At 73.1% G+C, this 21,769-nt stretch carries 17 protein-coding genes; 10 read left to right on the top strand and 7 right to left on the bottom strand.

Annotated features, from left to right (window positions below; translation table 11 throughout):
• The first annotated feature begins 7 nt into the window (after positions 1 to 7).
• The 7 genes from SXIN_RS20615 to SXIN_RS20645 all read left to right on the top strand — a co-directional run bounded on the left by SXIN_RS20615 (position 8) and on the right by SXIN_RS20645 (position 6,857).
• Positions 8 to 1,033: a polyprenyl synthetase family protein gene (locus tag SXIN_RS20615; RefSeq protein ID WP_039823951.1), complete on the top strand. Its 1,026-nt coding sequence runs from the start codon at positions 8 to 10 to the stop codon at positions 1,031 to 1,033.
• 106 nt (positions 1,034 to 1,139) lie between these two features.
• A complete protein-coding gene (locus SXIN_RS20620) occupies positions 1,140 to 2,309 on the top strand; it encodes a cytochrome P450 (RefSeq protein ID WP_019711404.1) in 1,170 nt (389 codons plus the stop codon).
• On the top strand, positions 2,306 to 2,566 hold the full coding sequence (locus SXIN_RS20625; protein WP_337589357.1) for a ferredoxin: 261 nt from the start codon (positions 2,306 to 2,308) through the stop codon (positions 2,564 to 2,566). The genes SXIN_RS20620 and SXIN_RS20625 overlap by 4 nt, the downstream gene beginning before the upstream one ends.
• Positions 2,567 to 2,607: 41 nt before the next feature.
• The gene (locus SXIN_RS20630) at positions 2,608 to 4,398 is read left to right on the top strand and encodes an FAD-dependent monooxygenase (RefSeq protein WP_019711402.1); all 1,791 of its coding nucleotides are present in this window, start codon (positions 2,608 to 2,610) and stop codon (positions 4,396 to 4,398) included.
• Between the two features lie 3 nt (positions 4,399 to 4,401).
• The gene (locus SXIN_RS20635; protein WP_019711401.1) at positions 4,402 to 4,791 is read left to right on the top strand and encodes a limonene-1,2-epoxide hydrolase family protein; all 390 of its coding nucleotides are present in this window, start codon (positions 4,402 to 4,404) and stop codon (positions 4,789 to 4,791) included.
• A gap of 2 nt (positions 4,792 to 4,793) precedes the next feature.
• Positions 4,794 to 5,987, top strand: a complete 1,194-nt coding sequence (locus tag SXIN_RS20640; protein ID WP_039823934.1) for an acyl-CoA dehydrogenase family protein — start codon at positions 4,794 to 4,796, stop codon at positions 5,985 to 5,987.
• A gap of 60 nt (positions 5,988 to 6,047) precedes the next feature.
• The gene (locus SXIN_RS20645; RefSeq protein ID WP_019711399.1) at positions 6,048 to 6,857 is read left to right on the top strand and encodes a transmembrane-type terpene cyclase; all 810 of its coding nucleotides are present in this window, start codon (positions 6,048 to 6,050) and stop codon (positions 6,855 to 6,857) included.
• Here SXIN_RS20645 and SXIN_RS20650 read toward each other — a convergent pair.
• The 4 genes from SXIN_RS20650 to SXIN_RS20665 form a co-directional block, all read right to left on the bottom strand.
• Positions 6,837 to 7,463: a helix-turn-helix transcriptional regulator gene (locus tag SXIN_RS20650; protein WP_238153821.1), complete on the bottom strand. Its 627-nt coding sequence runs from the start codon at positions 7,461 to 7,463 to the stop codon at positions 6,837 to 6,839. The two genes, SXIN_RS20645 and SXIN_RS20650, sit on opposite strands and share 21 nt — an antisense overlap.
• A gap of 445 nt (positions 7,464 to 7,908) precedes the next feature.
• Positions 7,909 to 9,060, bottom strand: coding sequence for a flavodoxin-dependent (E)-4-hydroxy-3-methylbut-2-enyl-diphosphate synthase (gene ispG / locus SXIN_RS20655; RefSeq protein WP_019711397.1), 1,152 nt, complete (start codon positions 9,058 to 9,060; stop codon positions 7,909 to 7,911).
• Positions 9,057 to 10,886 (bottom strand): 1-deoxy-D-xylulose-5-phosphate synthase, encoded by a 1,830-nt coding sequence (locus SXIN_RS20660; protein ID WP_019711396.1) that lies wholly within the window; start codon positions 10,884 to 10,886, stop codon positions 9,057 to 9,059. Before SXIN_RS20660 ends, ispG begins: the two co-directional genes overlap by 4 nt.
• A 12-nt stretch (positions 10,887 to 10,898) precedes the next feature.
• The gene (locus SXIN_RS20665; RefSeq protein WP_019711395.1) at positions 10,899 to 11,900 is read right to left on the bottom strand and encodes a 4-hydroxy-3-methylbut-2-enyl diphosphate reductase; all 1,002 of its coding nucleotides are present in this window, start codon (positions 11,898 to 11,900) and stop codon (positions 10,899 to 10,901) included.
• Positions 11,901 to 12,218: 318 nt separating this feature from the next.
• Here SXIN_RS20665 and SXIN_RS20670 point away from each other — a divergent pair, with 318 nt between their 5' ends.
• Complete coding sequence (locus tag SXIN_RS20670) at positions 12,219 to 12,980, top strand: IclR family transcriptional regulator (RefSeq protein ID WP_019711394.1); 762 nt, start codon at positions 12,219 to 12,221, stop codon at positions 12,978 to 12,980.
• 57 nt (positions 12,981 to 13,037) lie between these two features.
• Here SXIN_RS20670 and SXIN_RS20675 read toward each other — a convergent pair whose 3' ends face one another.
• From SXIN_RS20675 to SXIN_RS20685, 3 genes are all read right to left on the bottom strand, one after another.
• A complete protein-coding gene (locus SXIN_RS20675; RefSeq protein ID WP_019711393.1) occupies positions 13,038 to 13,868 on the bottom strand; it encodes a PIG-L deacetylase family protein in 831 nt (276 codons plus the stop codon).
• A 354-nt stretch (positions 13,869 to 14,222) separates the two neighbouring features.
• Positions 14,223 to 14,813, bottom strand: a complete 591-nt coding sequence (locus SXIN_RS20680) for a TetR/AcrR family transcriptional regulator (RefSeq protein ID WP_095757346.1) — start codon at positions 14,811 to 14,813, stop codon at positions 14,223 to 14,225.
• Between the two features lie 72 nt (positions 14,814 to 14,885).
• Positions 14,886 to 15,755, bottom strand: a complete 870-nt coding sequence (locus SXIN_RS20685) for an SDR family oxidoreductase (RefSeq protein ID WP_019706351.1) — start codon at positions 15,753 to 15,755, stop codon at positions 14,886 to 14,888.
• Between the two features lie 581 nt (positions 15,756 to 16,336).
• On the opposite strand from SXIN_RS20685, the gene SXIN_RS20690 reads away from it, so the two are divergent.
• Positions 16,337 to 20,263 (top strand): ABC transporter ATP-binding protein, encoded by a 3,927-nt coding sequence (locus SXIN_RS20690; RefSeq protein ID WP_095758120.1) that lies wholly within the window; start codon positions 16,337 to 16,339, stop codon positions 20,261 to 20,263.
• Between the two features lie 145 nt (positions 20,264 to 20,408).
• Complete coding sequence (locus SXIN_RS20695) at positions 20,409 to 21,680, top strand: ABC transporter substrate-binding protein (protein WP_019711390.1); 1,272 nt, start codon at positions 20,409 to 20,411, stop codon at positions 21,678 to 21,680.
• Positions 21,681 to 21,769: the final 89 nt, after the last annotated feature.

The raw sequence follows: 21,769 nt of genomic DNA on the forward strand, positions 1-21,769 counted from the left end.
GGGGCTCATGACGACGACACCGGTCCGGGACCTCTCCCCGGTACTCGACACCGGCCGGACGGTGCTCGGCCCCGCCCTGCGCGACGCCGTCCGCTCCCACCTGGGCCCGGAGATGAGCCGGATCGCCCACTACCACTTCGGGTGGTCGGACGCCGCGGGCCGGCCGACCGGCACCTGGGGCGGGAAGATGGTCCGGCCCACCCTGGCGCTGCTGTCCGCGCGGGCCGCGGGCGCGGCGGACGCGGACGGCGTTCCCGCCGCGCTGGCCGTCGAACTGGTGCACAACTTCTCGCTGGTGCACGACGACATCATGGACGGCGACGAGACCCGGCGGGGCCGCCCCACCGCGTGGACGGTCTTCGGCGTCCCGGACGCCATCCTGGCCGGCGACGCGATGGTCACCGCGGCCACGTCCGTCCTGCTGGAGGCGCCCGGTGCGGGGGCCCGTTCCGCCACCGTGTCGCTGATGACCGCCACCCAGCGGATGATCGACGGCCAGACCGCCGACGTCGCGTTCGAGCGGCGCGACGACGTGACCCTGCCCGAGTGCCTGCGCATGGCCGGCGACAAGACGGGCGCCCTGCTGGGATGCGCCTGCTCGCTCGGCGCCGAACTGGTGGGCGCCGAGCGGGTCGTGGTCGAGCGGCTCCGCGCCTTCGGCGAGCACATCGGGCTCGCCTTCCAGCTCGTCGACGACCTGCTGGGCATCTGGGGCGACCCGGACCGGGCCGGCAAGCAAGTGGGAGCCGACCTGCGGGCCCGCAAGAAGTCCCTGCCCGTGGTGGCGGCGCTGAACGCGCACGGCTCGGACGAGCTCCGCGCCCTGTACCTGCGCCCCGAACCCCTGACCGAGGGCGACGTACAGCGCGTCACCGATCTCGTGGAACGGGCCGGAGGACGCGACTGGGCCCGGGACGAGGCGGCCCGGCAGGTCGCCGCGGCCGAGGAGTGCCTCGCCGCCGCCCGCATCCCGGACGACGTGCGCGGCGAGTTCCTGGAGGTCGCCGGATTCATCCTGGGCCGGCAGCTCTGACGCGGCGCGTCACGCGGCGGGCTCCGGCGGGGTTCCCGGCGGGGTCCGGTGGCAGCGCGGACGCCCGTCCCCGCCCCCCGCTTCCGACGAACAGAAAGGCGATTCCATGACCGAGTCCGCAGCCATCCCCATCGGGGGACGAGCCGCCGGATGCCCGTTCACTCCCGCCCCGGAACTGTACGAGGCGCAGCAGGACCCGGAGCTGCGCCGGGCCACGGTGCCCAGCCCGCTGCTGGGGGCCTTCGACGCGGTGGTCGTCACCCGGTACGAGGACGTCAGGAGCGTGCTAGCGGACGACCGGCTGCGCATGGGCGGCTCCATGCCGTACCAGGCGGGCAACCTGCTGAGCTACGACGGCCCCGAACACACCCGCCTGCGGCGCATGCTGACCGGGTCGTTCACGACCAAGCGGGCGCGCGAGCTGCGGCCCCGGATCGAGGACGTCGTCACGTCGGCGCTGGACGCGCTGGAGGAGGCCGGCCCGGGCGCGGACCTCGTGCAGACGTTTTGCACCCCCATCCCCACGGCGGTCATCTGCGAACTGCTGGGCGTGCCCTACGCGGACCGCGAGGAGTTCCAGCGCCGCACCGCGATCGCGCTGGACTTCACCACCAGCCGCGAGGTGCAGATGGAGAAGGCGGCCGAGATGGAGGCCTACATGGCCGGTCTCGTGGCGCGCCACCGGGAGGACCCGGGCGACAACGTCCTGGGCCGTGTGGTGCGCGACTTCGGCGACCAGCTGACCGACAGCGAACTGGCGGGCATCGGCAACATGCTGCTCATCGCCGGGCACGAGACCATCGCCAGCACCCTCTCCGCCGGCATCGCCCTGCTGCTCCGCCACCCCGACCAGCTCGCGGTGGTGCGCGACGACCCCGAGGCCGTCGACGGCGCCGTCGAGGAACTGCTGCGGTACTGCGCGCCGGCCGCCATCCTGCCGCGCCAGGCGGCCGGGGACATCCGCGTGCGCGACCAGGAGATCAAGGAGGGTGAACGGGTCGTGGCGTCCGCACTGGCCGCCAACCGGGACCTCGGCGCGGCCCGCGAGGACCTGGACCGCCTGGACGTGCGCCGCCCCCCGCAGCGCCATCTCGCCTTCGGCTTCGGCCCGCACCAGTGCCTCGGCCAGCAACTGGCGCGCATGGAGCTGCGGGTCGCGCTCCCGGCCCTGTTCAGCAGGTTCCCCACGCTGCGGCCGGCCGTCCCGCACGACGAGGTCGACTACCGGACCAACGCCCTGGTCTTCGGCGTGAACAAGCTCCCGGTCACCTGGTGACCCGTCAGGAGGCGGAGACGGCCATGAAGGGGGAGACGGCCATGACGGTGGAGACCGACACCGGCCGGTGCATCGCGGTCGGCAACTGTGCCGCGATCGCCCCGGCGGTCTTCGACCAGAGCGACGAGGACGGCACGGTGCTCCTGCTCGACGCGGCCCCGCCGGAGCGCGAGCACGAACCGGTCCGGGAAGCGGCCCTGCGGTGCCCGGCCGCGGTCATCACCCTGCACGAGAACACGCCGGCTTCCGATGAGTGACCCGCTCCGCCGGAAGCCCGCCCGACCCCGGGGGACAACCCATGCTTGACGCAGACGTGCCGGTTCTCGTCGTCGGTGGCGGCGGCTGCGGACTCGCCGCATCGGTCTTCCTGTCCGACGCGGGCGTGCCCCACCTGCTGGTGGAGCGCCGGGAGTCGACCTCCGTCCTGCCCCGTGCGCACTACCTGAACCAGCGCACCATGGAGATCTTCCGCCAGCACGGCATCGCCGACGACGTCTACCGGATCAGCGCCCCGCTCGCCAACATGAGCGAGATCGCCTGGTGTACCTCGCTGGGCGGCGACGGCCCCCTGGACGCCCGGGAGCTGCACCGGATGGACGCCTTCGGTGGCGGCGGCACGGCCGGGCCGTACGCGGCCGACAGCCCCGGCCCCTCGACCAACCTCCCGCAGCACCGGCTCGAACCGCTGCTGCGCCGCCACGCGGAGCAGCGGGCTCCGGCCCGCCTGCTCTTCCACCACGAGATGACGGGGTTCACCCAGGACGAGAACGGGGTGACCGCGCGGATCACCGACCGCTCCACCGGCGAGACGGGCACCGTCCGCGCCCGCTACCTGCTGGGCGCCGACGGCGGCAGGAGCATCGGCAGGTCGCTGGACGTGCCGATGGACGGGGCCGGCGGCGGCTTCACCATCATCTCGGTGCACTTCAGCGCGGACCTGTCGCGCTGGTGGCCCGGTGACGGGGTGCTGATGACCCACATCATCAGCCCGGACGGCGAGGTGTCCGTGGTCGTCGCCACCGGGCCCGGGTGGGGCCTGGCCTCCGACGAATGGGCGCTGCACTTCCGGGTGCCTCCGGGCGCCGAGGCGGACCTCGGCACGGAGGCGATCGCCGCGCGGGTACGGGAGCTGCTGAAGCTGCCGCGGGAGCTGGGCGTGCGGGTCCGCCACGTCAGCGAGTACCGGCCGGAGGCCGTCGTGGCCCGGGCCTTCCGCGCCGGGCGGGTCTTCCTCGCCGGGGACGCCGCGCACCGGCAGCCGCCCGCCGCCGGAGGCGGCCTGAACACGGCCGTGCAGGACGCGCACAACCTCGCGTGGAAGCTCGGCGCCGTGTGCGGCGGCCGGGCCGGTGACGCCCTGCTGGACTCGTACGAGGCGGAGCGGCTGCCCGTCGCCGAACGCAACGTGACCTGGGCCATGACCTGCCTGCGCAACTACGGGGTCCTCTTCGCGAGCCTCGGCCTGGTGCCCGGGCAGCCGGAGGCCACCCGGGCCGGCTTCCGCGAGCTGCTCTCCGGCACACCGATCGGGGAGACCCGGCGGACCGTGGTGCGCGAGGTGTTCGCCACCCAGCGGATCGAGTACCAGGCGCACGACATCGAACTCGGCCACTCCTACCCGGCCGGGGCGGTGCTCCCGGACGGCACCCCGCCGCCGCCCCGGGACCCGCTGGGCGCCACTTACCACCCCGTCACCAGGCCGGGCCACCGGCTGCCGCACGCGTGGCTGCGGCGCGGTGACACCCGGGTGTCGACGCTCGACCTCGTCGGCCGCCACGCCGGCTTCGTGCTGATCACCGGGCCGCTGAGCGAGGGCTGGACGGTCGCGGCCAAGAAGGCAGCGGACGCGCACCGGGTGGAGCTCACCGTGGTGTCCATCGGGCACCGGCCCGACGCCGCGGACTACTGGGACGCCGACGGCGCCTGGGCCGCGGTGCGGGGGACCGAGGACGACGGCGCGCTGCTCGTACGGCCGGACCAGCACGTCGCCTGGCGCGCCGCCCGTGCGGGGGAGCATCCGGACCGGGACCTCGGCACGGCGTTCCACCGCGTCCTCGGCCACTCCGGCGCGCCGGCCCCCGGGAGGTGAGCCGTGCCCTCCACCGACGCCGAGCGCGTCGTCCACGCCTTCCTGACCCGGATGGGGCCGGCCCCGGCCGACGTCCGGAAGACCGTGGACGGCTTCCTGACCGACGACTGCGTGTGGGAGAACCCCGGATCCCCGGTCTGCCGGGGCAAGGAGGAGATCTTCGCGCTCCTGCCCGCCGACTTCGCGCGCCTGGAGGTCCGGTTCCGGCACATGGCCACGGCCGGGGACACCGTCCTGGCCGAGCGGATCGAGAGCATGTTCCGCGCCGACGGCACGCCGATCGCCCTGAACCTGAAGGTGATGGCCGCGTTCGATCTGCGGGCCGGCCGGATCGCCGCCTGGCGCGACTACTACGACCACACCCATCTCATCTCCGAGCGCCCGGACTGGTGATCATGACGAACACACGAACGGACCTGCTGGAACTCCGAGCCGAACTGGTGAGCACCGTGCACAAGTTCGGGCCGGTCCTCGCGGAGGGCGTGGCCGAGGGGGAGCGCGAACGGAAGCTGCCCGACGCCACCGTGCGGGCGATCGACGAGGCGCGGCTGAGCAGCCTCTGGACCGCGAGCGCCTACGGCGGACTGGAGACCGACGTCCGCACCATGGGCGAGGTCGCCAAGGCCCTCTCCCACTACTGCCCGTCCACCTCCTGGGTGGTCAACAACATCAACGGGTCGAACCTGCTCGCCGCGAAGTTCCCGCAGGCCGCCCGGGACGAGGTGTTCGGTGCCGACCCCGGCGCCAAGCTGGCCTCCGTCTTCGCGGCCACGGGCACGGCGGTGCGCACCGAGGGCGGCTATCTGCTCACCGGCTCCTGGCCGTACGCCTCCGGAATCCTGCACGACGACTGGACGATCCTGGTCGCGCGGGAGACCGACCGGGACGGGGAGCCCGTGGGCGGGCTCTCGCTGCTGGTCCCCACCGCGGACGTGACGATCGAGGACACCTGGCACACCGTCGGCATGCGCGCCACCGGCAGCCACACCGTCGTGCTCCGGGAGACGTTCGTCCCCGGACACCGGGTGATCTCCGGTGAGCGGCAGCGGGGGCGGGAGAACACCACCGACGTCACGCTGCCACCGCTGCTGCGGACCGCGGCGATCGCGGCCATGGCCGTCGTCTGCGCCTCCGTGGTGGTGGGCATCGGCCAGGCCGCCCGCGCCTTCGTCGTCGACAAGGCACCGGGACGGGGCGTCGCGCCCAGCCGGTACACGAGCCAGCCCGACTCGCAGACCTTCGTGTCCGCGCTCGGCAGGACGGCCCTGACGATCGACGCGGCCGAGCTGCACGTGAACCGGGCCGCCGACGTCCTGGACGAGGCCGCACGCGCGGCGACCGGAATCCCGGAGAGCGAACTCCGCCGTATCCGCGGTGACGTCGGCCAGGCGGTCAACCTGGTCACCGTCGCGCTCGACGAGCTGATGTGGGCGCACGGGGCGGCCGCCTTCGCCGAGTCGAACCCCTTGCAGCAGTACTGGCGGGACGGCAACACGGCGGCCCGCCACGCCCTGCTCAACCCCCGGATCGGCCAGGAGCTGTACGGCGGTTCGTTCTTCGGCCTGGACCTCGTCGTGCCCAGCCTCTGACCGTCCCTCCCGTCCCTCCCGCAGGTCCTCTCCCGCTCGCCCCGTCCCCGAAGGATCCCCATGGAATGGCTGCCCCCCTTCCTCATCCCGATGTCGCAGCCGGCACCGGTCACGGAGGGGGCGGCCGATGTACCGGACGGACTCTTCTGGGCCCTCGCCGGGCCGACCGCGGTCGGCTGGCTCCTCACCTATGTGCTGGCCATCCGGCAGGCCGTCCTGGACGGCCGGGTGGGCATCCCCGCCTACATGGTGGCGGTGAACTTCGCGTGGGAGTTCAGCCTGACCTTCGTGCTGGAGCAGACACCGACGCAGCGGCAGATCAACTTCTTCTGGCTGCTGTTCAACTCCGTCCTGCTGTACCAGGCGCTGCGGCTCGGGCCGCGCGACTACCCCGCTCTATCGCCGCGTGTCCTCCGGTGGACGCTGGCCGGCGTGCTGGTCTGGGCGTCGCTGGTCGTCGTCGCCGGGGCGAACGAGTTCCACGACCGCGACGGGATGTACACCGGCATGATCATCCAGGTGCCGCTGAGCGCCTCGTTCCTGCTGCTGCTCAAGCGGCGCGGGTCCAGTGCGGGGCAGTCCCTGCACATCGCCGTCGCCAAGCTCGTGGGGTCCGTCTTCGCCGGACTCACCGCGTTCGTCCTCTACCCGTCCCACCACCTGCTCCAGGTGCTGGTACCCACCTATGTCGCCCTGGACATCGCCTATGTGGTGCTGCTGCGCCGGACGATGCGCCGGGAGGGACGGCCGCCGTGGGCCCTGCGGTGGGCGGCGGCCGTCCCCGGGACTCCGGCGGAGTCCGTCGCGGCGGGAGCCGGGACCGGCCCGGCGCGGGGCGCCGGCGCCCGGTCAGATGACGCCGCTGCGTAGCGCGTACGCCACCGCGTGGGGCCGGTTGCGCAGGTTCAGCCGCCGGGTGACCCCGAAGATGACGCGCTTGACCGCCCGTTCCGACAGGCACATCTTGTCGGCGATCTCGGCGGTGTCCAGGCCCTCCGCCATCAGCCGCAGCACCCCGATCTCCCGGGGCGTCAGCCCGGAGTTGTGCAGGCCGTGCGGCGACAGCACCTCGCGCTGCATCCGCTCGATCTGCCGGAGCAGCTCGCCGAGGAGCTTGGAGGGGAGCACGCCGCCGCCGGTCGCGGCGGTCAGCACCGCCTCCTCGATGCGCTTGCTGGTGGCGGCGGCCCGCGGCAGCACCGCGACCACGTTGCACTCGACCGCCATGAAGAGGTCGGCCCGCTCGATCTCGGAGGGGATCAGCACCACCGGCACCCGGAGGGTGGCCTTGATCTTGCGCAGTAACGACGTCACTTCCACGGTCATCCGCTCCGCTACGACCACGGCGACGTCGGCCGGGTCCGGGCGTTCCTCCGAGACGATCTCGATGTTCGGTGCGGAACCGAGATGACCGCTGACGGCCGATTGCGTCAGCGGATCCGGAGCCCGCACCAGTGCCTTTATCGTACGTGTCACGGTGTTGGCGGTCATGGCGAAACCTCCAGATGGGGCAGCGTGTTCGTCGAGGCATTCCGTCGCAATGCCAGGCGCCGACAGCGGTGATTACCGAGCCGGTTCACGGCTTGGCGCGTAATCGTCCGCTCAGCGTGTCCGGAAAGGGCGAGGCGGCCGGGCGGACCGGCCGCGGGACGGGCCCGGACGGGGGATCGTGCTGCGCTTTTCTGGGAAATGGGCGAGGTTCCGGCGCCGAACCGCCGTCACCCGTCGCATCGTTGTTGTCTTGTGCATGTCCGGCGGTGGGCCGCACTGTGCCAGCAACGTGAAAACTCCCCGAGAGTGGCCGAATATGGCAGTGACCGTCGGAAAACGATGCAATGAACCATACGGGGGCCGGCTTTCGGGGAGCCGGGTGATCGAGTTGTTCTGGTTCCCCCAAGGGGAATCCCTCGCTTGGTCTCGCTCAGCCGGCGACGACCGTCACGGAGCCTCCGCCCGCCGGTTCCATCGTCTCCGCGAGGATCAGGGCCTCCTCGATGAGGGTCTCCACGATGCGGTGCTCGGGAACGGTCTTGACGACCTCCCCCTTGACGAAGATCTGGCCCTTGCCGTTGCCGGACGCCACACCGAGGTCGGCCTCGCGCGCCTCCCCGGGGCCGTTGACCACGCACCCCATCACGGCGACCCGCAACGGCACCTCCATGCCCTCCAGACCCGCGGTGACCTCCTCGGCGAGCTTGTAGACGTCCACCTGGGCCCGGCCGCAGGAGGGGCACGAGACGATCTCCAGCTTGCGGGGGCGCAGGTTCAGCGACCGCAGGATCTCCGTGCCGACCTTGGCCTCCTCCACCGGCGGGGCCGAGAGGGACACCCGGATGGTGTCGCCGATGCCCTGGCGCAGCAGCGCCCCGAACGCGACGGCGGACTTGACGGTGCCCTGGAACGCCGGCCCCGCCTCGGTGACGCCCAGGTGCAGGGGGTAGTCGCACTGCTCGGCGAGGATCTCGTAGGCGCGGATCATCACCACGGGGTCGTTGTGCTTGACCGAGATCTTCAGGTCGTGGAAGCCGTGTTCGGCGAAGAGCGAGGCCTCCCACAGCGCCGACTCGGCCAGCGCCTCGGGGGTGGCCTTGCCGTACTTGCGCATCAGGCGCTGGTCCAGCGAGCCGGCGTTCACCCCGATCCGGATGGGGGTGCCGTGGTCCCGGGCCGCGCGGGCGATGTCGCCCACCTTGTCGTCGAACTTCCTGATGTTGCCCGGGTTGACGCGCACCGCGGCGCACCCGGCCTCGATGGCCGCGAAGACGTACTTCGGCTGGAAGTGGATGTCGGCGATGACCGGGATCTTGGACTTCGCGGCGATCGCGGGCAGCGCCTCGGCGTCGTCGGCGCTCGGGCAGGCGACGCGGACGATGTCGCAGCCGGCGGCGGTGAGTTCGGCGATCTGCTGCAGGGTGGCGTCCACGTCCGCCGTGACGGTCGTGGTCATCGACTGCACCGAGACCGGGTGGTCACTGCCCACCCCGACCGGTCCCACCCGCAGCTGGCGGGTGCGCCGGCGTTCGGCGAGGGGCGCGGCCGGCAGTGCGGGCATTCCGAGTGCGACCTGGGTCACCGCGGTGTCCTTTCCCGGATGAGGGAGATGAGGGGTGCTGCGGGGGTGTGCGCCGTCGGCACGGCGTCGTGCAGGGCGAGTACGGACTCGGCGATGGACTGCGCGGTGAGGCCGTGCTCGGCGAGGATGGCCGGCCGTTCACCGTGGCTCAGGAACTCCCGGGGCAGGCCCAGGGTGTGCACTGGGGTGCGGACCCGGGCGTCGGAGCAGAGCTGTGCCAGCGCCGAGCCCACGCCACCGGCGCGCACCCCGTCCTCGACGGAGAGCACGAGCCGGTGGCGGGAGGCCAGATGGGCCAGGGCGGGGTTGACGGGCAGCACCCAGCGCGGGTCGACGACGGTCACCCCGATGCCCGCCTCGGCCAGCAGCTCCGCCGCGTGCAGGGCGGGGGCCGCGAGGACCCCGGTGGAGACCAGCAGGACGTCGAGCGGCCGGGACCGGGTGCGGTGGAGGATGTCGAGTCCCTCCATGCGGGTCAGCGCGGGGATCTCCGGACCGGCGCCGCCCTTGGGGAAGCGCAGCGCGGTGGGACCGTCGGGGGTGTCGAGCGCCTCGCCCAGCAGTTCGGCGAGCCGGACGGTGTCGCGCGGCGACGCGACCCGCATCCGCGGCACCGCGCCCAGCAGGGCGAGATCCCACATGCCGTGGTGGCTGGGCCCGTCGGGACCGGTGACGCCCGCACGGTCCAGGACGAACGTCACCGGCAGGCCGTGCAGGGCCACGTCCATCATGATCTGGTCGACGGCGCGGTTGAGGAAGGTGGCGTAGAGGCAGACGACCGGGTGCAGGCCGCCCATGGCCAGCCCCGCGGCGCTGGTGACCGCGTGCTGCTCGGCGATGCCCACGTCGAGGACCCGGTCCGGGAACCGCTCGGAGAACCCGTGCAGGCCCACCGGCTGCCGCATCGCGGCGGTCAGGGCGACGACATCGGGCCGCCCGGCGGCGATCCGCTCCAGTTCCTCACCGAACGCGCCGGTCCAGCCGTGCGATGAGCCGGCCCGCGGGCGGCCCGTCCCGGGGTCGATGACGCCGATCCCGTGCATGCGGTCGGCCTTGTCGTTCTCCGCCGGGGCGTAACCGCGGCCCTTCTCGGTGACGCAGTGGACGACGACCGGCTGGTCGAGCCCCGCCGCGAGGCGGCAGGCCAGTTCGACGGCGGCGACGTCGTGCCCGTCCACGGGGCCGAGATAGGCGAAGCCGAGGGTCTCGAAGAGGTTCGGGCCCCGGAGCCTGCCGCCGCGCAGCGCGGCCAGATGCCCGGCCACCGCGCCGACCGTGGGGTCGTACGAGCGGCCGTTGTCGTTGAGGACCACGACCACCGGCTGCCCGGCGCGCCCGAGGTTGTTCATGGCCTCCCAGGCCATGCCGCCGGTCAGCGCGCCGTCTCCGATGACGGCGACCACGCGGCGGTGCTCCTCGCCGAGGAGCCGTCCCGCCGTGGCCAGGCCGTCCGCGTAGGACAGCGCCGTGGAGGCGTGCGAGTTCTCCACGAGGTCGTGCGGGGACTCCTCGCGCAGCGGGTAGCCGGCGAGTCCTCCCGCCGTGCGGAGCGTGGAGAAGGCGGACTGCCGGCCGGTGAGGATCTTGTGGACGTAGGACTGGTGTCCGGTGTCGAACACGATGCGGTCCGCCGGCGAGTCGAAGACGCGGTGCAGCGCGATGGTCAGTTCGACCACGCCGAGGTTCGGGCCGAGGTGCCCGCCGGCGGCGCACACCTTGTCGATCAGGAACTGCCTGATCTCGCCCGCCAGCGCGGGCAGTTCCTCCGGACGCAGTTCCTTGAGCTCCTGGGGACCGGTGACCCGGCCGAGCAGCGTTGGTGACACGGTTCTCCTCGCTCAGCTGGAACGGCCGTCCGCCGTCCGCCGCGCGGCACCGCGCAGGGGCGAGGGAAGGTCGAAACTCACGGTCTCGCGGGCGATCTCGCGCTCCTCGACGTGGACCGGACCGAACGTCCCCAGCCTGCTCACGACCTCCGTGACCAGGGCGGGCGGTGCCGAGGCGCCGGCCGTCAGCCCGACGGTGCGCACCCCCGCCAGCCACTCCGGGCGGATGTCGGCGGCCTGGTCGATCAGCTCGGCGCGGGTGCCCTCGCGCTGCGCGAGCTCCACCAGGCGGACCGAGTTGGAGGAGTTCTCCGAGCCGACGACCAGCACGAGGTCGGACTCCCCGACGATCGCCTTCAGCGCGGCCTGCCGGTTGGTGGTGGCGTAGCAGATGTCGTCGGACGGCGGCTCCTGCAGCAGCGGGAACCTCTCCCGCAGCGTGCCGACGACCTCCTCGGTCTCGTCGACCGCGAGCGTGGTCTGGGTGAGGTAGGAGACCTGCCGCCCCAGGTCGGGCGGCAGCTCGCGGACGTCGTCGGGCGTCGAGACCAGCACCATCGACTCCGGCGCCTCCCCGAGCGTGCCCTCGACCTCCTCGTGCCCGGCGTGGCCGACCAGCACGACCGTGTCGCCGCGGGCGGCGAAGCGGCGTGCCTCGGCATGGACCTTGGCGACCAGGGGGCAGGTTCCGTCGATGACGTCGAGGCCGCGCCGGTCCGCCTCCTTCCGCACGGCGGGGGAGACCCCGTGCGCGGAGAACACCACCGTCGCGCCGTCGGGCACCTCGTCCAGTTCCTCGACGAAGACCGCGCCCCGCTCCGCCAGATCGTCCACGACCGTGACGTTGTGCACGATCTGCTTGCGGACGTAGACCGGGGCACCCCGCTGTTCGAGAGTCCGTTCCACGATCTCGATGGCTCTCTCGACGCCTGCGCAGAAGGAACGGGGACCGGCCAGCAGGACCCGGCGGGGGACGCCGTCCGCCGGGTTCTCGTACGAGCTCACATCAGCCATGGCCCGGACGGTACGGAGAGCAAGGTCGTCCGGGCTACGGCCGTTTCCACTTTCCGGAACGGTCGTTGCTCCGGCGCCGGACGCGCGGTGCGGGGTGCGCGGTGCCGGGCCCGTGCGGGCTCCGGGGCCGGTTCCGTGCCGTCAAAAGGGCCCAACCCCGAGCACCCTCGGGACAGCAACCCCGGACGATCTTGAGTACGGCGTTCCGGCGCAGGTAGGCATGGAGCCGTTGGTGTGTGCCTCGGTGACGGGAGCAGCACGGTGGACGGTGCACGACATCCCCGGGCGCCACGCCCGGGGGCAGCCGCCGGGACGGCGGTGAAGACGGCCGAGCCCGGAATGCCGGGGGGCCCGCTGCGCAAAGCGCTCGCCGTACTCGAAGCCCTGGCGGAGGCGTCGCGGCCGCTGACCCTGTCGGAGCTGTCGCGTCTGGTGAACCTGCCGAAGTCGACACTGCACCGGCTGATGCTGTCGCTCACCGACATCGGCCTCGCCGTCCGGAGAGAGTCGAAATCCTATGAACTCGGCACGTATCTGTCCCGGCTGGGGGCGACGAGCGGTCCCGCCGGGGTGCAGCGGCTCAGTTACCCGGTCACTCCGTTCCTGCTCGAACTGTTCCAGCTCACCAACAGGATCGTCAGCCTCGGCACCCTGTCGGGGACGAACGTCCAGCATGTCGGGACCCTGTACGGGCAGGAGCACGCCCGGCTCGCGATGGCGCTGCGGCAGCCGGTCCCGGCGCACGGCTCGGCGGCGGGCAAGCTCCTGCTCGCGCTGTCCCGGCACGATCCGGCGGACCTCTCCGGCACGGCGAGGGCCGGAGAGGGCGCGACCCGCGGCCGGAGGGACGCGCTGCGGCGCGAGTTCGAGCGCATCCGGCGGACCGGCCTGTCCTACGCCCGCAGCGAGTGGATCCCCGACCTGGTCGAACTGGCCGCCCCGGTCCGGCTCGGGAGGACCGGCCCGGTGGCCGCGGTCGTGGTGGGGGACACGGTGCACACCAGGGATCTGCGCGGCGTCGCGCGGGCCCTGCTCGACACCGTCGGCGCCATCGAGCAGCAACTGGCCGACGCCTGCTGACACGTGGGGGGCGGGCCCGGAGTCACCGTAGCCCCCGAGCCCCCCGAGCCCCCGGAGTCAGGGGCGCGGCGGGCGGAGCCAGCGCAGGTGTTCGCGGTCGCCGAGGAGTTCCAGCCGCCGCCAGAGGACGCTGCCGGGCACGGCCTGGCTGCGATGGCAGGCGACGGCCTTGAGCTGCGGGGCGCGGTCCACGGTGACGGTGAGGTCGACGGCCTCGGGCGGATGGCCGTCGAAGGCGGCGCCGTACTCCCGGCGGAGCCGGTCCGCCACCGCCTCCGGGACGGTCCAGCCCAGGACGGGCAGGCCGAGGACGCCGGCCGCGCGGAGGGCGGCGGCCGTGGCGGCGGCGTGGTCGGGGTGCCCGGTGACGCCGGTGGGGTCGAAGACCAGCAGTCCTTCCGCGTCCGTCTCCCGGGCGGCGTCCGTGACCCGGCCGGCGAGTTCACCGGGGTCGGCGGCGGAGAGGCGCCCGTCGGGGTAGGCCAGCAGCCGGACGTCGCCGATGCCGAGGACGCCGGCCGCGGTCGTGAGTTCGTCCGCGCGCAACCGCTCCAGGTCTCCGGCGACGCCGTGCAGCGTGGAGGCCTCGCCGTGGGTCAGGCAGAGGACGGAGACCCGGGCGCCGTCCCCGGCGAAGGCGGCGAGGAGGGCGCCGAGGGCGAAGGACTCGTCGTCGGGGTGGGCGACCACGGCCAGGACCGAACGCCAGCGGGGGAGACGGCCGTCCGGGTTCTGCGCGCCGTCCGCCGGGTCGTGCGGACCGCCCCGGTGGCCGGGGGGCGGGCTGGGCCGCGGGAGCAGGGTGGGTGCGGCGTCCGCGGGGAGGGTGTGGTCACGGGTGGCGCCCTCGCGGGCGTCGTCGGCGGGCCGTGTGGCCGGGTCGGGCACGGCGTCTCCTTCGGTTCCCGTCCGGGCTCGCGTCCGGCCGGTGCGCCACGGCGGGCCGCCGTCGTCCGCGCCGGGTGCCGGAACCAGCGGTACCGCCCTTGTGACCAGGGGAACCCCTGCGCCCATCCCGGCATTCCCGCAGCTCGTCACGGCAGCGCACGCCCCATGCCCCCGGTGCCCCGGTGCCTCGGTGTTCGCGCCCGACGCCGCCCACGCCCGCGCCCGCGCCGTTTCCCCTCCGGCGGCGAGCGCCGGCCGGTGCTCCGGGACGGTACGGACGCGGTCGGCATCACCGACGGCGAACCGCGCTCCTGCACAGGGGGCAGCACGGGCACGGGCCGCCCCGGCCGGCGTTCAGGGGGCCGGGGTCCTGGGCAGCAGGCCGATCAGCATGTCGATGAGTTCCTCGGCGCCGGCGTGCCACTTCCCGGTGGTGAAATGGCCGCTGAGGTCCAGGTCGCTGAGCCCATGGGCGGCGGCGAGCAGGAGCCCCCCGTACCGCCGGCTGCCGGCGGGGTCCGCGACGACGCGGGAGACGACCGTCAGGAAGTGGTCCTGTGCGCGCTCCGCCGCCCGGACCGTCTCCGTCGGATCGGCCACCGGGGTGGCGAACATGAGGCGGTACAGATGCGGGCGTGAGCGGGCGAGACCCATCAGGGTGAGCAGAGCCCGGCGCAGGGACTGCTCGGGCGGCGTACCGGTGCCGGAGTCCGCGGCCAGTTTCTCCAGGGTGTCGCCGACTTCCTGCCAGGCATCCGCCGCCACCCGCATCAACAGGTGTTCCTTGTCGGGAAAGTGGCGGTACGGGGCCGACCGCGAGACGCCGACCCGGGCGCCGACCTCCCGCAGCGTCACCGCGCCGGGACCCCCGCTGTCGAGCAGCGCACCCGCCGCGTCGAGCAGCGCGCGGCGGGTCTCGGCGGCGGTTTCCGCACGGGTGGCCATAGCCGGTGATCCTAGCGTCGACGCGGCCGCCCGAGGTCCGCGGACCGTGTGGCGCCCGGGCGCGCTGGCGCGCTACGCGGACCGCGCGCCCGGGTCCGCGAGGCCGAGGTGCCTGGCGATGAACCCGTCCACCATGCGGTCGCTGAGCAGACCGGTCAGCCTCGCCAGCAGCTTCGCGTCCCGGCCCACGAGGTAGCGCGTGCGGGGTCTGCGGGCGGTGGCGGCAGCGGCGATGGTCCGTGCCGCCTGGTGGGGCCGGATGCCCTGCCCGGCCTGTTCTTCCGACTGCTTCCGGAGGGCGGCGACCAGGTCGTCGTACCGCGCGTGCTGGTCGGCCGTCATCTCACCGGCGATGGCCTCCATGGTCGCGATGCCCTTGCCCCAGATCGGCGTCGCGACCGTGCCCGGTTCGACGACGACGACCCTGACGCCCCAGCGGGCCACTTCGCGGCGGAGGGCGTCGCTGTAGCCCTCCAGCCCGAACTTCGCCGCCGCGTACGCGCCATAGGTGGGGAAGGCGACCCGCCCGCCGATCGAGGAGACATTGATCAGCCGGGCGTCGCCGGCGGCGACGAGAGCGGGCAGCAGGGCACGCGTCACCGCGACATGCCCGAACAGGTTGACGTCGAAGTGCCGGCGCCACTCGGCGAGCGGGATCGTCTCCGCCGGGGCGTTGAGCGCCACGCCCGCGTTGTTGACCAGGACGCCGAGCGGACGTCCCCGCGGGTCACGGGCGACGCGGTCGGCCAGCGCCGCCACCTGCTCCTCGTCGGTGATGTCCACGATCACCGGTTCCACGCCCGGTCCGGCCAGGCGCCCGGCGTCCTCCTGCCGGCGGACCCCGGCCAGGACATGGAATCCGCGGCGCGCCAACTCCTCCGCGGTCGCCCGGCCGATGCCCGTGGAAGCCCCTGTCACCACGGCCAGTTTGTTGGTAGTCACCCAGCGCCTCTTTCGGTTGACGTTGTCATCTGAAAGTACCGAGTTCGGTTGACAGTGTCAACTGAATGCCCGTGGCGGGTACGCGGTGAACACGGGGGCGGGCGGCGATGCGGAGGGGGTGACGCGCACCGTGGGCCGCGGCGCCGGGGAGCCCCGGTGCCCGGCGCTCAGCCGCGGGAGTGCTCCGTCCGGAGGCCCAGGACCTGCGACCGGCCGGATCCCCGGCCAAAGTGGGTACGCGCGAGCGAAACAAAAACGGCCGCCCGAGGTGTTCTCGATCGTGGTGCTGTGGGATGGCCACGGCACCGCACGAGCGGGGACGACGGAGGTCATCGGTGGGCGGCACGGCGACGGAGGCGGCTGATCGGCCCGGGGCGGGACCGGAGGCGGGGACCGGGAACGGCGGGCGCGAGGCGGCCGGGGAGCCGGGCGGCCCGGGAGAACCCGGCGGTCCGGGGAACTCCGGGGACTCCGGTGGCTCCGGCGGCGAAGGCGGCCCCGGCGGCGAAGGAGCCGGCGGCCGGCCCGGGGCACCGGACGCCCGGGAGGAGGAGCGGCGGCGGCAGGGCTGGGCCCGGCGGCTGACCGGCTACGCCTGGCGTTACCGGCGGAACGTGCTCCTCGCCCTCGGCTCCTCCCTCGGCGGCATGGCCGTGATGGCGCTGGTGCCGCTGGTCACCAAACTGATCATCGACGACGTGGTGGTCGAGCACAGCCGCCCCATGGCCCCGTGGGCCGCGGCCCTGATCGGCGCGGCCCTCGCCGTCTACGCCTTCACCTACGTCCGCCGCTACTACGGCGGACGGCTCGCCCTCGACGTCCAGCACGACCTGCGCACCGACATGTACCGCTCCCTCGTCCGGCTCGACGGGCGGCGGCAGGGCGAACTCTCCACCGGCCAGGTGGTCGGCCGCGCCACCAGCGACCTCCAGCTGATCCAGGGCCTGCTGTTCATGCTGCCGATGATGATCGGCAACGTCCTGCTGTTCGTCCTCTCGCTCGGCGTGATGCTCTGGCTGTCGCCGCTGCTCACCCTGGTCGCCCTCGCCATGGCGCCCGCGCTCTGGTTCCTGGCCGACCGCAGCCGCAAGCGGCTCTTCCCCGCCACCTGGTACGCCCAGGGGCAGGCGGCGGCCGTCGCCGGGATCGTGGACGGCGCCGTCACCGGCGTCCGCGTCGTCAAGGGCTTCGGCCAGGAGGAGCAGGAGACCGGGAAGCTGCGCGAGGTGAGCCGGAAGCTGTTCGCCGGACGGATGCGCACCGTCCGCCTCAACTCCCGCTACACCCCCGCCCTGCAGGCCGTGCCGTCCCTCGCCCAGGTCGCGATGCTCGCGCTCGGCGGCTGGATGGCGACCCGCGGGCAGATCACCCTCGGCACCTTCGTGGCCTTCTCCACCTACCTCGCCCAGCTCGTCGGGCCGGTCCGGATGCTGACCATGGTGCTGACCGTCGGCCAGCAGGCCCGCGCCGGCGTGGAGCGGGTGATGGAACTGATCGACACCGAGCCCGCCATCGGCGAACGCCCGGACGCGCGGGAGCTGCCCGCCGACGCCCCCGCGACCGTCGAGTTCGACGCGGTGACCTTCGGCTACGACCCCGAGCGCCCGGTCCTGAAGGACTTCTCGCTCTCCCTCGCGCAGGGCGAGACCGTCGCCCTCGTCGGCGCCTCCGGCAGCGGCAAGTCCACCGTCTCCCTGCTGCTGCCCCGCTTCTACGACGTGTCTCAGGGCGCCGTGCGGGTCGGCGGCCACGACGTCCGCGAGCTGACGTTCGAGTCGCTGCGGGCCGCCATCGGCCTCGTACCGGAGGACAGCTTCCTCTTCTCCGACACCGTCCGCGCCAACATCGCCTACGGCCGGCCCGGCGCCACCGACGCGGAGATACGGGCAGCCGCCCGCGCCGCCCAGGCCGAGGGCTTCATCGAACAACTGCCCGACGGCTATGGCACCGCGGTCGGCGAGCAGGGCCTCACCCTCTCCGGCGGCCAGCGCCAGCGCATCGCCCTGGCCCGCGCCATCCTCACCGACCCCCGGCTGCTCCTCCTCGACGACGCCACCTCCGCCGTCGACGCCCGCGTGGAGCACGAGATCCACGAGGCGCTGCGCGGGGTGATGGCCGGCCGGACGACCCTGCTGATCGCCCACCGGCGCTCCACCCTCGCCCTCGCCGACCGCATCGCCGTCCTCGACCGCGGCCGGCTGTCGGACGTCGGCACCCACGAGGAGCTGGAGCGGCGCTCCGCGCTCTACCGCCGCCTGCTGACCGACCCGGACGAGCTGGGCGGCGTCGAGCGCGACCCGGTGGCCCGGCTCGCGGAGCGGGAGCGCGAGGCGGAGCGCGAACGGACCCGGGAGCGGGACGGGGGCCGGCGGCCGGGACACGGGCGGCGGGACACCGGGGAGCCGGGCGGTGACTCCTCCTTCGAGGACTTCGAGGACTTCGAGGACTTCGAGGCGGAACTCGACGCCGAGGCCGAGATGGGGGCCGAACCGGTCAGTTCCCGCCGCCGGGTCGCCGAGCGCGTCACCCCCGAACTGTGGCGCCGGGCCGAGGAGCAGCAGGGCGCGACGGGCTCCGCGGCGGCCTCGTCCGCCTCTTCCGCCGGCCCGGCCGCGGCCGGCGCGGCGGCCGGTCCCGGCATCGCCGGCGCGCTGGCCGGGATGCCCGCCACCCCGGACCTGCTGGCCAAGGTGGCCGCGCTACCGCCCGCCACCGACGTGCCCGACATCGACGAGGAACACGCCGTCCGGCCCGAACAGGACTACGGGCTGCGGCGGTTGCTGCGCGGCTTCGGCCGGCCCCTGCTGCTGGCCCTCCTGCTGGTGGCCGTCGACGCGGGAGCGGGGCTGCTGCTCCCCGTCCTCATCCGGCACGGCATCGACGAGGGCGTGCAGCAACTGGCGCTCGGCGCGGTGTGGGCGGCCTCCGGGCTGGCGCTGGTGGTGGTGCTCGCCCAGTGGGCCGCGCAGATCGGCGAGACCCGGATGACCGGCCGCACCGGCGAACGCGTCCTCTACAGCCTGCGCGTGAAGATCTTCGCGCAGCTCCAGCGGCTCGGTCTCGACTACTACGAGCGCGAGCTGACCGGCCGGATCATGACGCGGATGACCACGGACGTGGACGCGCTCTCGACGTTCCTGCAGACCGGGCTCGTCACCGCGCTGGTCTCGCTGCTCACCTTCTCCGGCATCCTCGTCGTCCTGGTCGTCATCGACGTCGAACTGGCACTCGTGGTCTTCAGCACCCTGCCGGTCCTGATCGCGGGCACCTTCTTCTTCCGGCGCCAGAGCGTCAAGGCGTACGAACTGGCGCGCGAGCGGGTCAGCGTCGTCAACGGCGACCTCCAGGAGAGCGTCGCCGGGCTCCGCATCGTCCAGGCGTTCCGCCGCGAGCGGGACGGCATCACCCGCTTCACCGGGCGCAGCGACGGCTACCGGCAGGCGCGGGTGCGCGGACAGTGGCTGATCTCCGTCTACTTCCCGTTCGTGCAGCTTCTGGCGTCGGCCGCGGCGGCTGCCGTGCTGATCGTCGGCGCGGGCCGGGTCTCCGAGGGCACCCTCACGGCCGGCGCGCTCGTCGCCTATCTGCTCTACATCGACCTGTTCTTCGCGCCGGTGCAGCAGCTCTCCCAGGTGTTCGACGGCTACCAGCAGGCGACGGTGTCGCTCCGCCGCATCCAGGAACTGCTGCGCGAGCCGACCACCACGGCGATCGCCGAACACCCGCGCGAGGTGCGGGAGCTGCGCGGCGAGGTCGTCTTCGACGGCGTCCGGTTCCGCTACCGGCCGGCCGAGGGGGACGGCGCGCCGGAGGAGGCGCTCTCCGGGGTGGACCTGCGGATCCCGGCCGGGCAGACGGTCGCCTTCGTCGGCGAGACGGGCGCGGGCAAGTCCACCCTCGTCAAGCTCGTCGCCCGCTTCTACGACCCGACGGAGGGCGCCGTGCTCGTCGACGGCACCGATCTGCGGGAGCTGGATCTGGCCGGATATCGTCACCGGCTGGGTGTCGTGCCGCAGGAGTCCTACCTCTTCCCCGGCACCGTGCGGGACGCCATCGCCTACGGGCGCCCGGACGCCACCGACGCCGAAGTGGAGGCCGCGGCGCGGGCCGTCGGGGCCCACGAGATGGTCGCCTCGCTCAGCGGCGGCTATCTGCACGAGGTCTCCGAGCGGGGCCGCAACCTCTCGGCCGGGCAGCGGCAGTTGATCGCCCTGGCCCGCGCCGAGCTCGTCGACCCGGACATCCTGCTGCTCGACGAGGCGACGGCCGCGCTCGACCTGGCGACGGAATCCCTCGTCAACCAGGCCACGGACCGGCTGGCGGGCCGGCGCACCACCCTGGTCGTCGCCCACCGGCTGACCACGGCCGCCCGCGCCGACCGGGTCGTCGTCATGGACGACGGCCGGGTCGTCGAGGACGGCACCCACGCCGAGCTGCTCGCCGCGGACGGCCACTACGCGCGGCTGTGGCGCACCTTCGCCGGAGAACCGGAAACCGCCGGGGTGTGACACTCCGCGGTTCCTGTTCGATACCGAAGCGATACGCACCGTGGCGTAGACCCGGGATGCTCCGCGATGGAGACTCATAAGTCGCGCCGTGTCCGGTTTTGATCGGTGCGGCGGGTTCGCATCGTGAGCAAAAGGCGGTAGTGCAGTGCAGCGGCGTTTCTTCGGTCCGATAGCGGCGGGTCTCTCGGCCGGTCTGGTCCTGACCCTCTCGGCGTGCGGCGAGAGTGCCACCGCGGAAAGCGGTGACGTCCAGCTCAAGCTGATCGTGACCGAATACGGCGACAGATCCGGCACCAGTTCCAAGAGATACTGGGACCAGCTGATCGGCGAGTTCCAGTTCGAACACCCGGACATAGCGGTCGATGTCGACGTCTACCCCCGCGGAGAGGTCGACCGCAAGGTCGCCGATCTCGTGAAGGCCGGCAAGGCGCCGGACATGGCCCAGATCGCCACCTACGCCGATTACGCGGCCAAGGACAAGCTCTACAGCGCCGACGAACTCCTCTCCATCCCGGCCCAGGCCGACTTCGTACGGGCCGTCTCCGAAGCGGGCACCGCCAACCGCAAGCAGTACGGCCTGCCCTTCACCGCCAGCACCCGGGTGTTCTTCTACAACAAGAAGCTGCTGAAGCAGGCGGGCATCGACAGCCCGCCGAAGACGTGGGACGAGCTCCGGGCCGACGCGGTCGCGCTCAAGCAGTCCGGGGTCCAGACCCCGTACGGGCTTCCGCTGGGCCCGGAGGAGGCGCAGGCCGAGGCGCTCAACTGGATGCTGAGCGCCGGTGGCGGCTACACCGACAACATCGGCAGCTACACCTTCGACGCCCCCGAGAACATCCGGGCCTTCGAATGGCTGCGCGACGAGATGGTCGCCAAGGGGCTCACCAACGCCTCCCCGGCGAAGACCGACCGCCAGGACGCCTACGACGCCTTCGTCCGCGGCGAGGTGGCCATGCTCAACGGCCACCCCACCCTCATGCAGCGCGCCCTGGAGGGCGGCATCGACTTCGGCATGGCACCGCTGCCCGGCCGGGAGAAGCAGTCCGCGGCCACCACCGGCGTCGCCGACTGGATGACGGCGTTCAAGGAGAACGGGAACCGCGAGCAGATCAGCGCCTTCCTCAACTTCGTCTACGAGAAGGAGAACGTTCTCAAGTTCGCCGAGCAGTACGACCTGCTGCCGGTGACCAACTCCGCCTTCGACGCGATGCGCGCCGACGAGTCGCACAAGAACGTCTGGGAGTTCCTGGACCAGCTGCGCACCGCCCAGCTCTACCCGGTCGACAAGGTGTCCTGGGCTCCCATGGTCCGCACGCTGCGCGAGCAGATCGGCGGCACGGTGGAGCGGGGCGGCAATCCGGGGAGCGTGCTGCAGGCGATCCAGCGGGAGGCCGAGGCGACGGAGAACGCCACCTGACAAGTGCCGGTGGTGCTGCGGTGCCGCTGCCGCTGCCGCCGCCGTTCCGGGCCGGGGTGCCGCCGTGCGCCCCGGCCCGTATGCCCGTT

This window comes from Streptomyces xinghaiensis S187 (genome assembly GCF_000220705.2).
Lineage (GTDB): Bacteria > Actinomycetota > Actinomycetes > Streptomycetales > Streptomycetaceae > Streptomyces > Streptomyces xinghaiensis.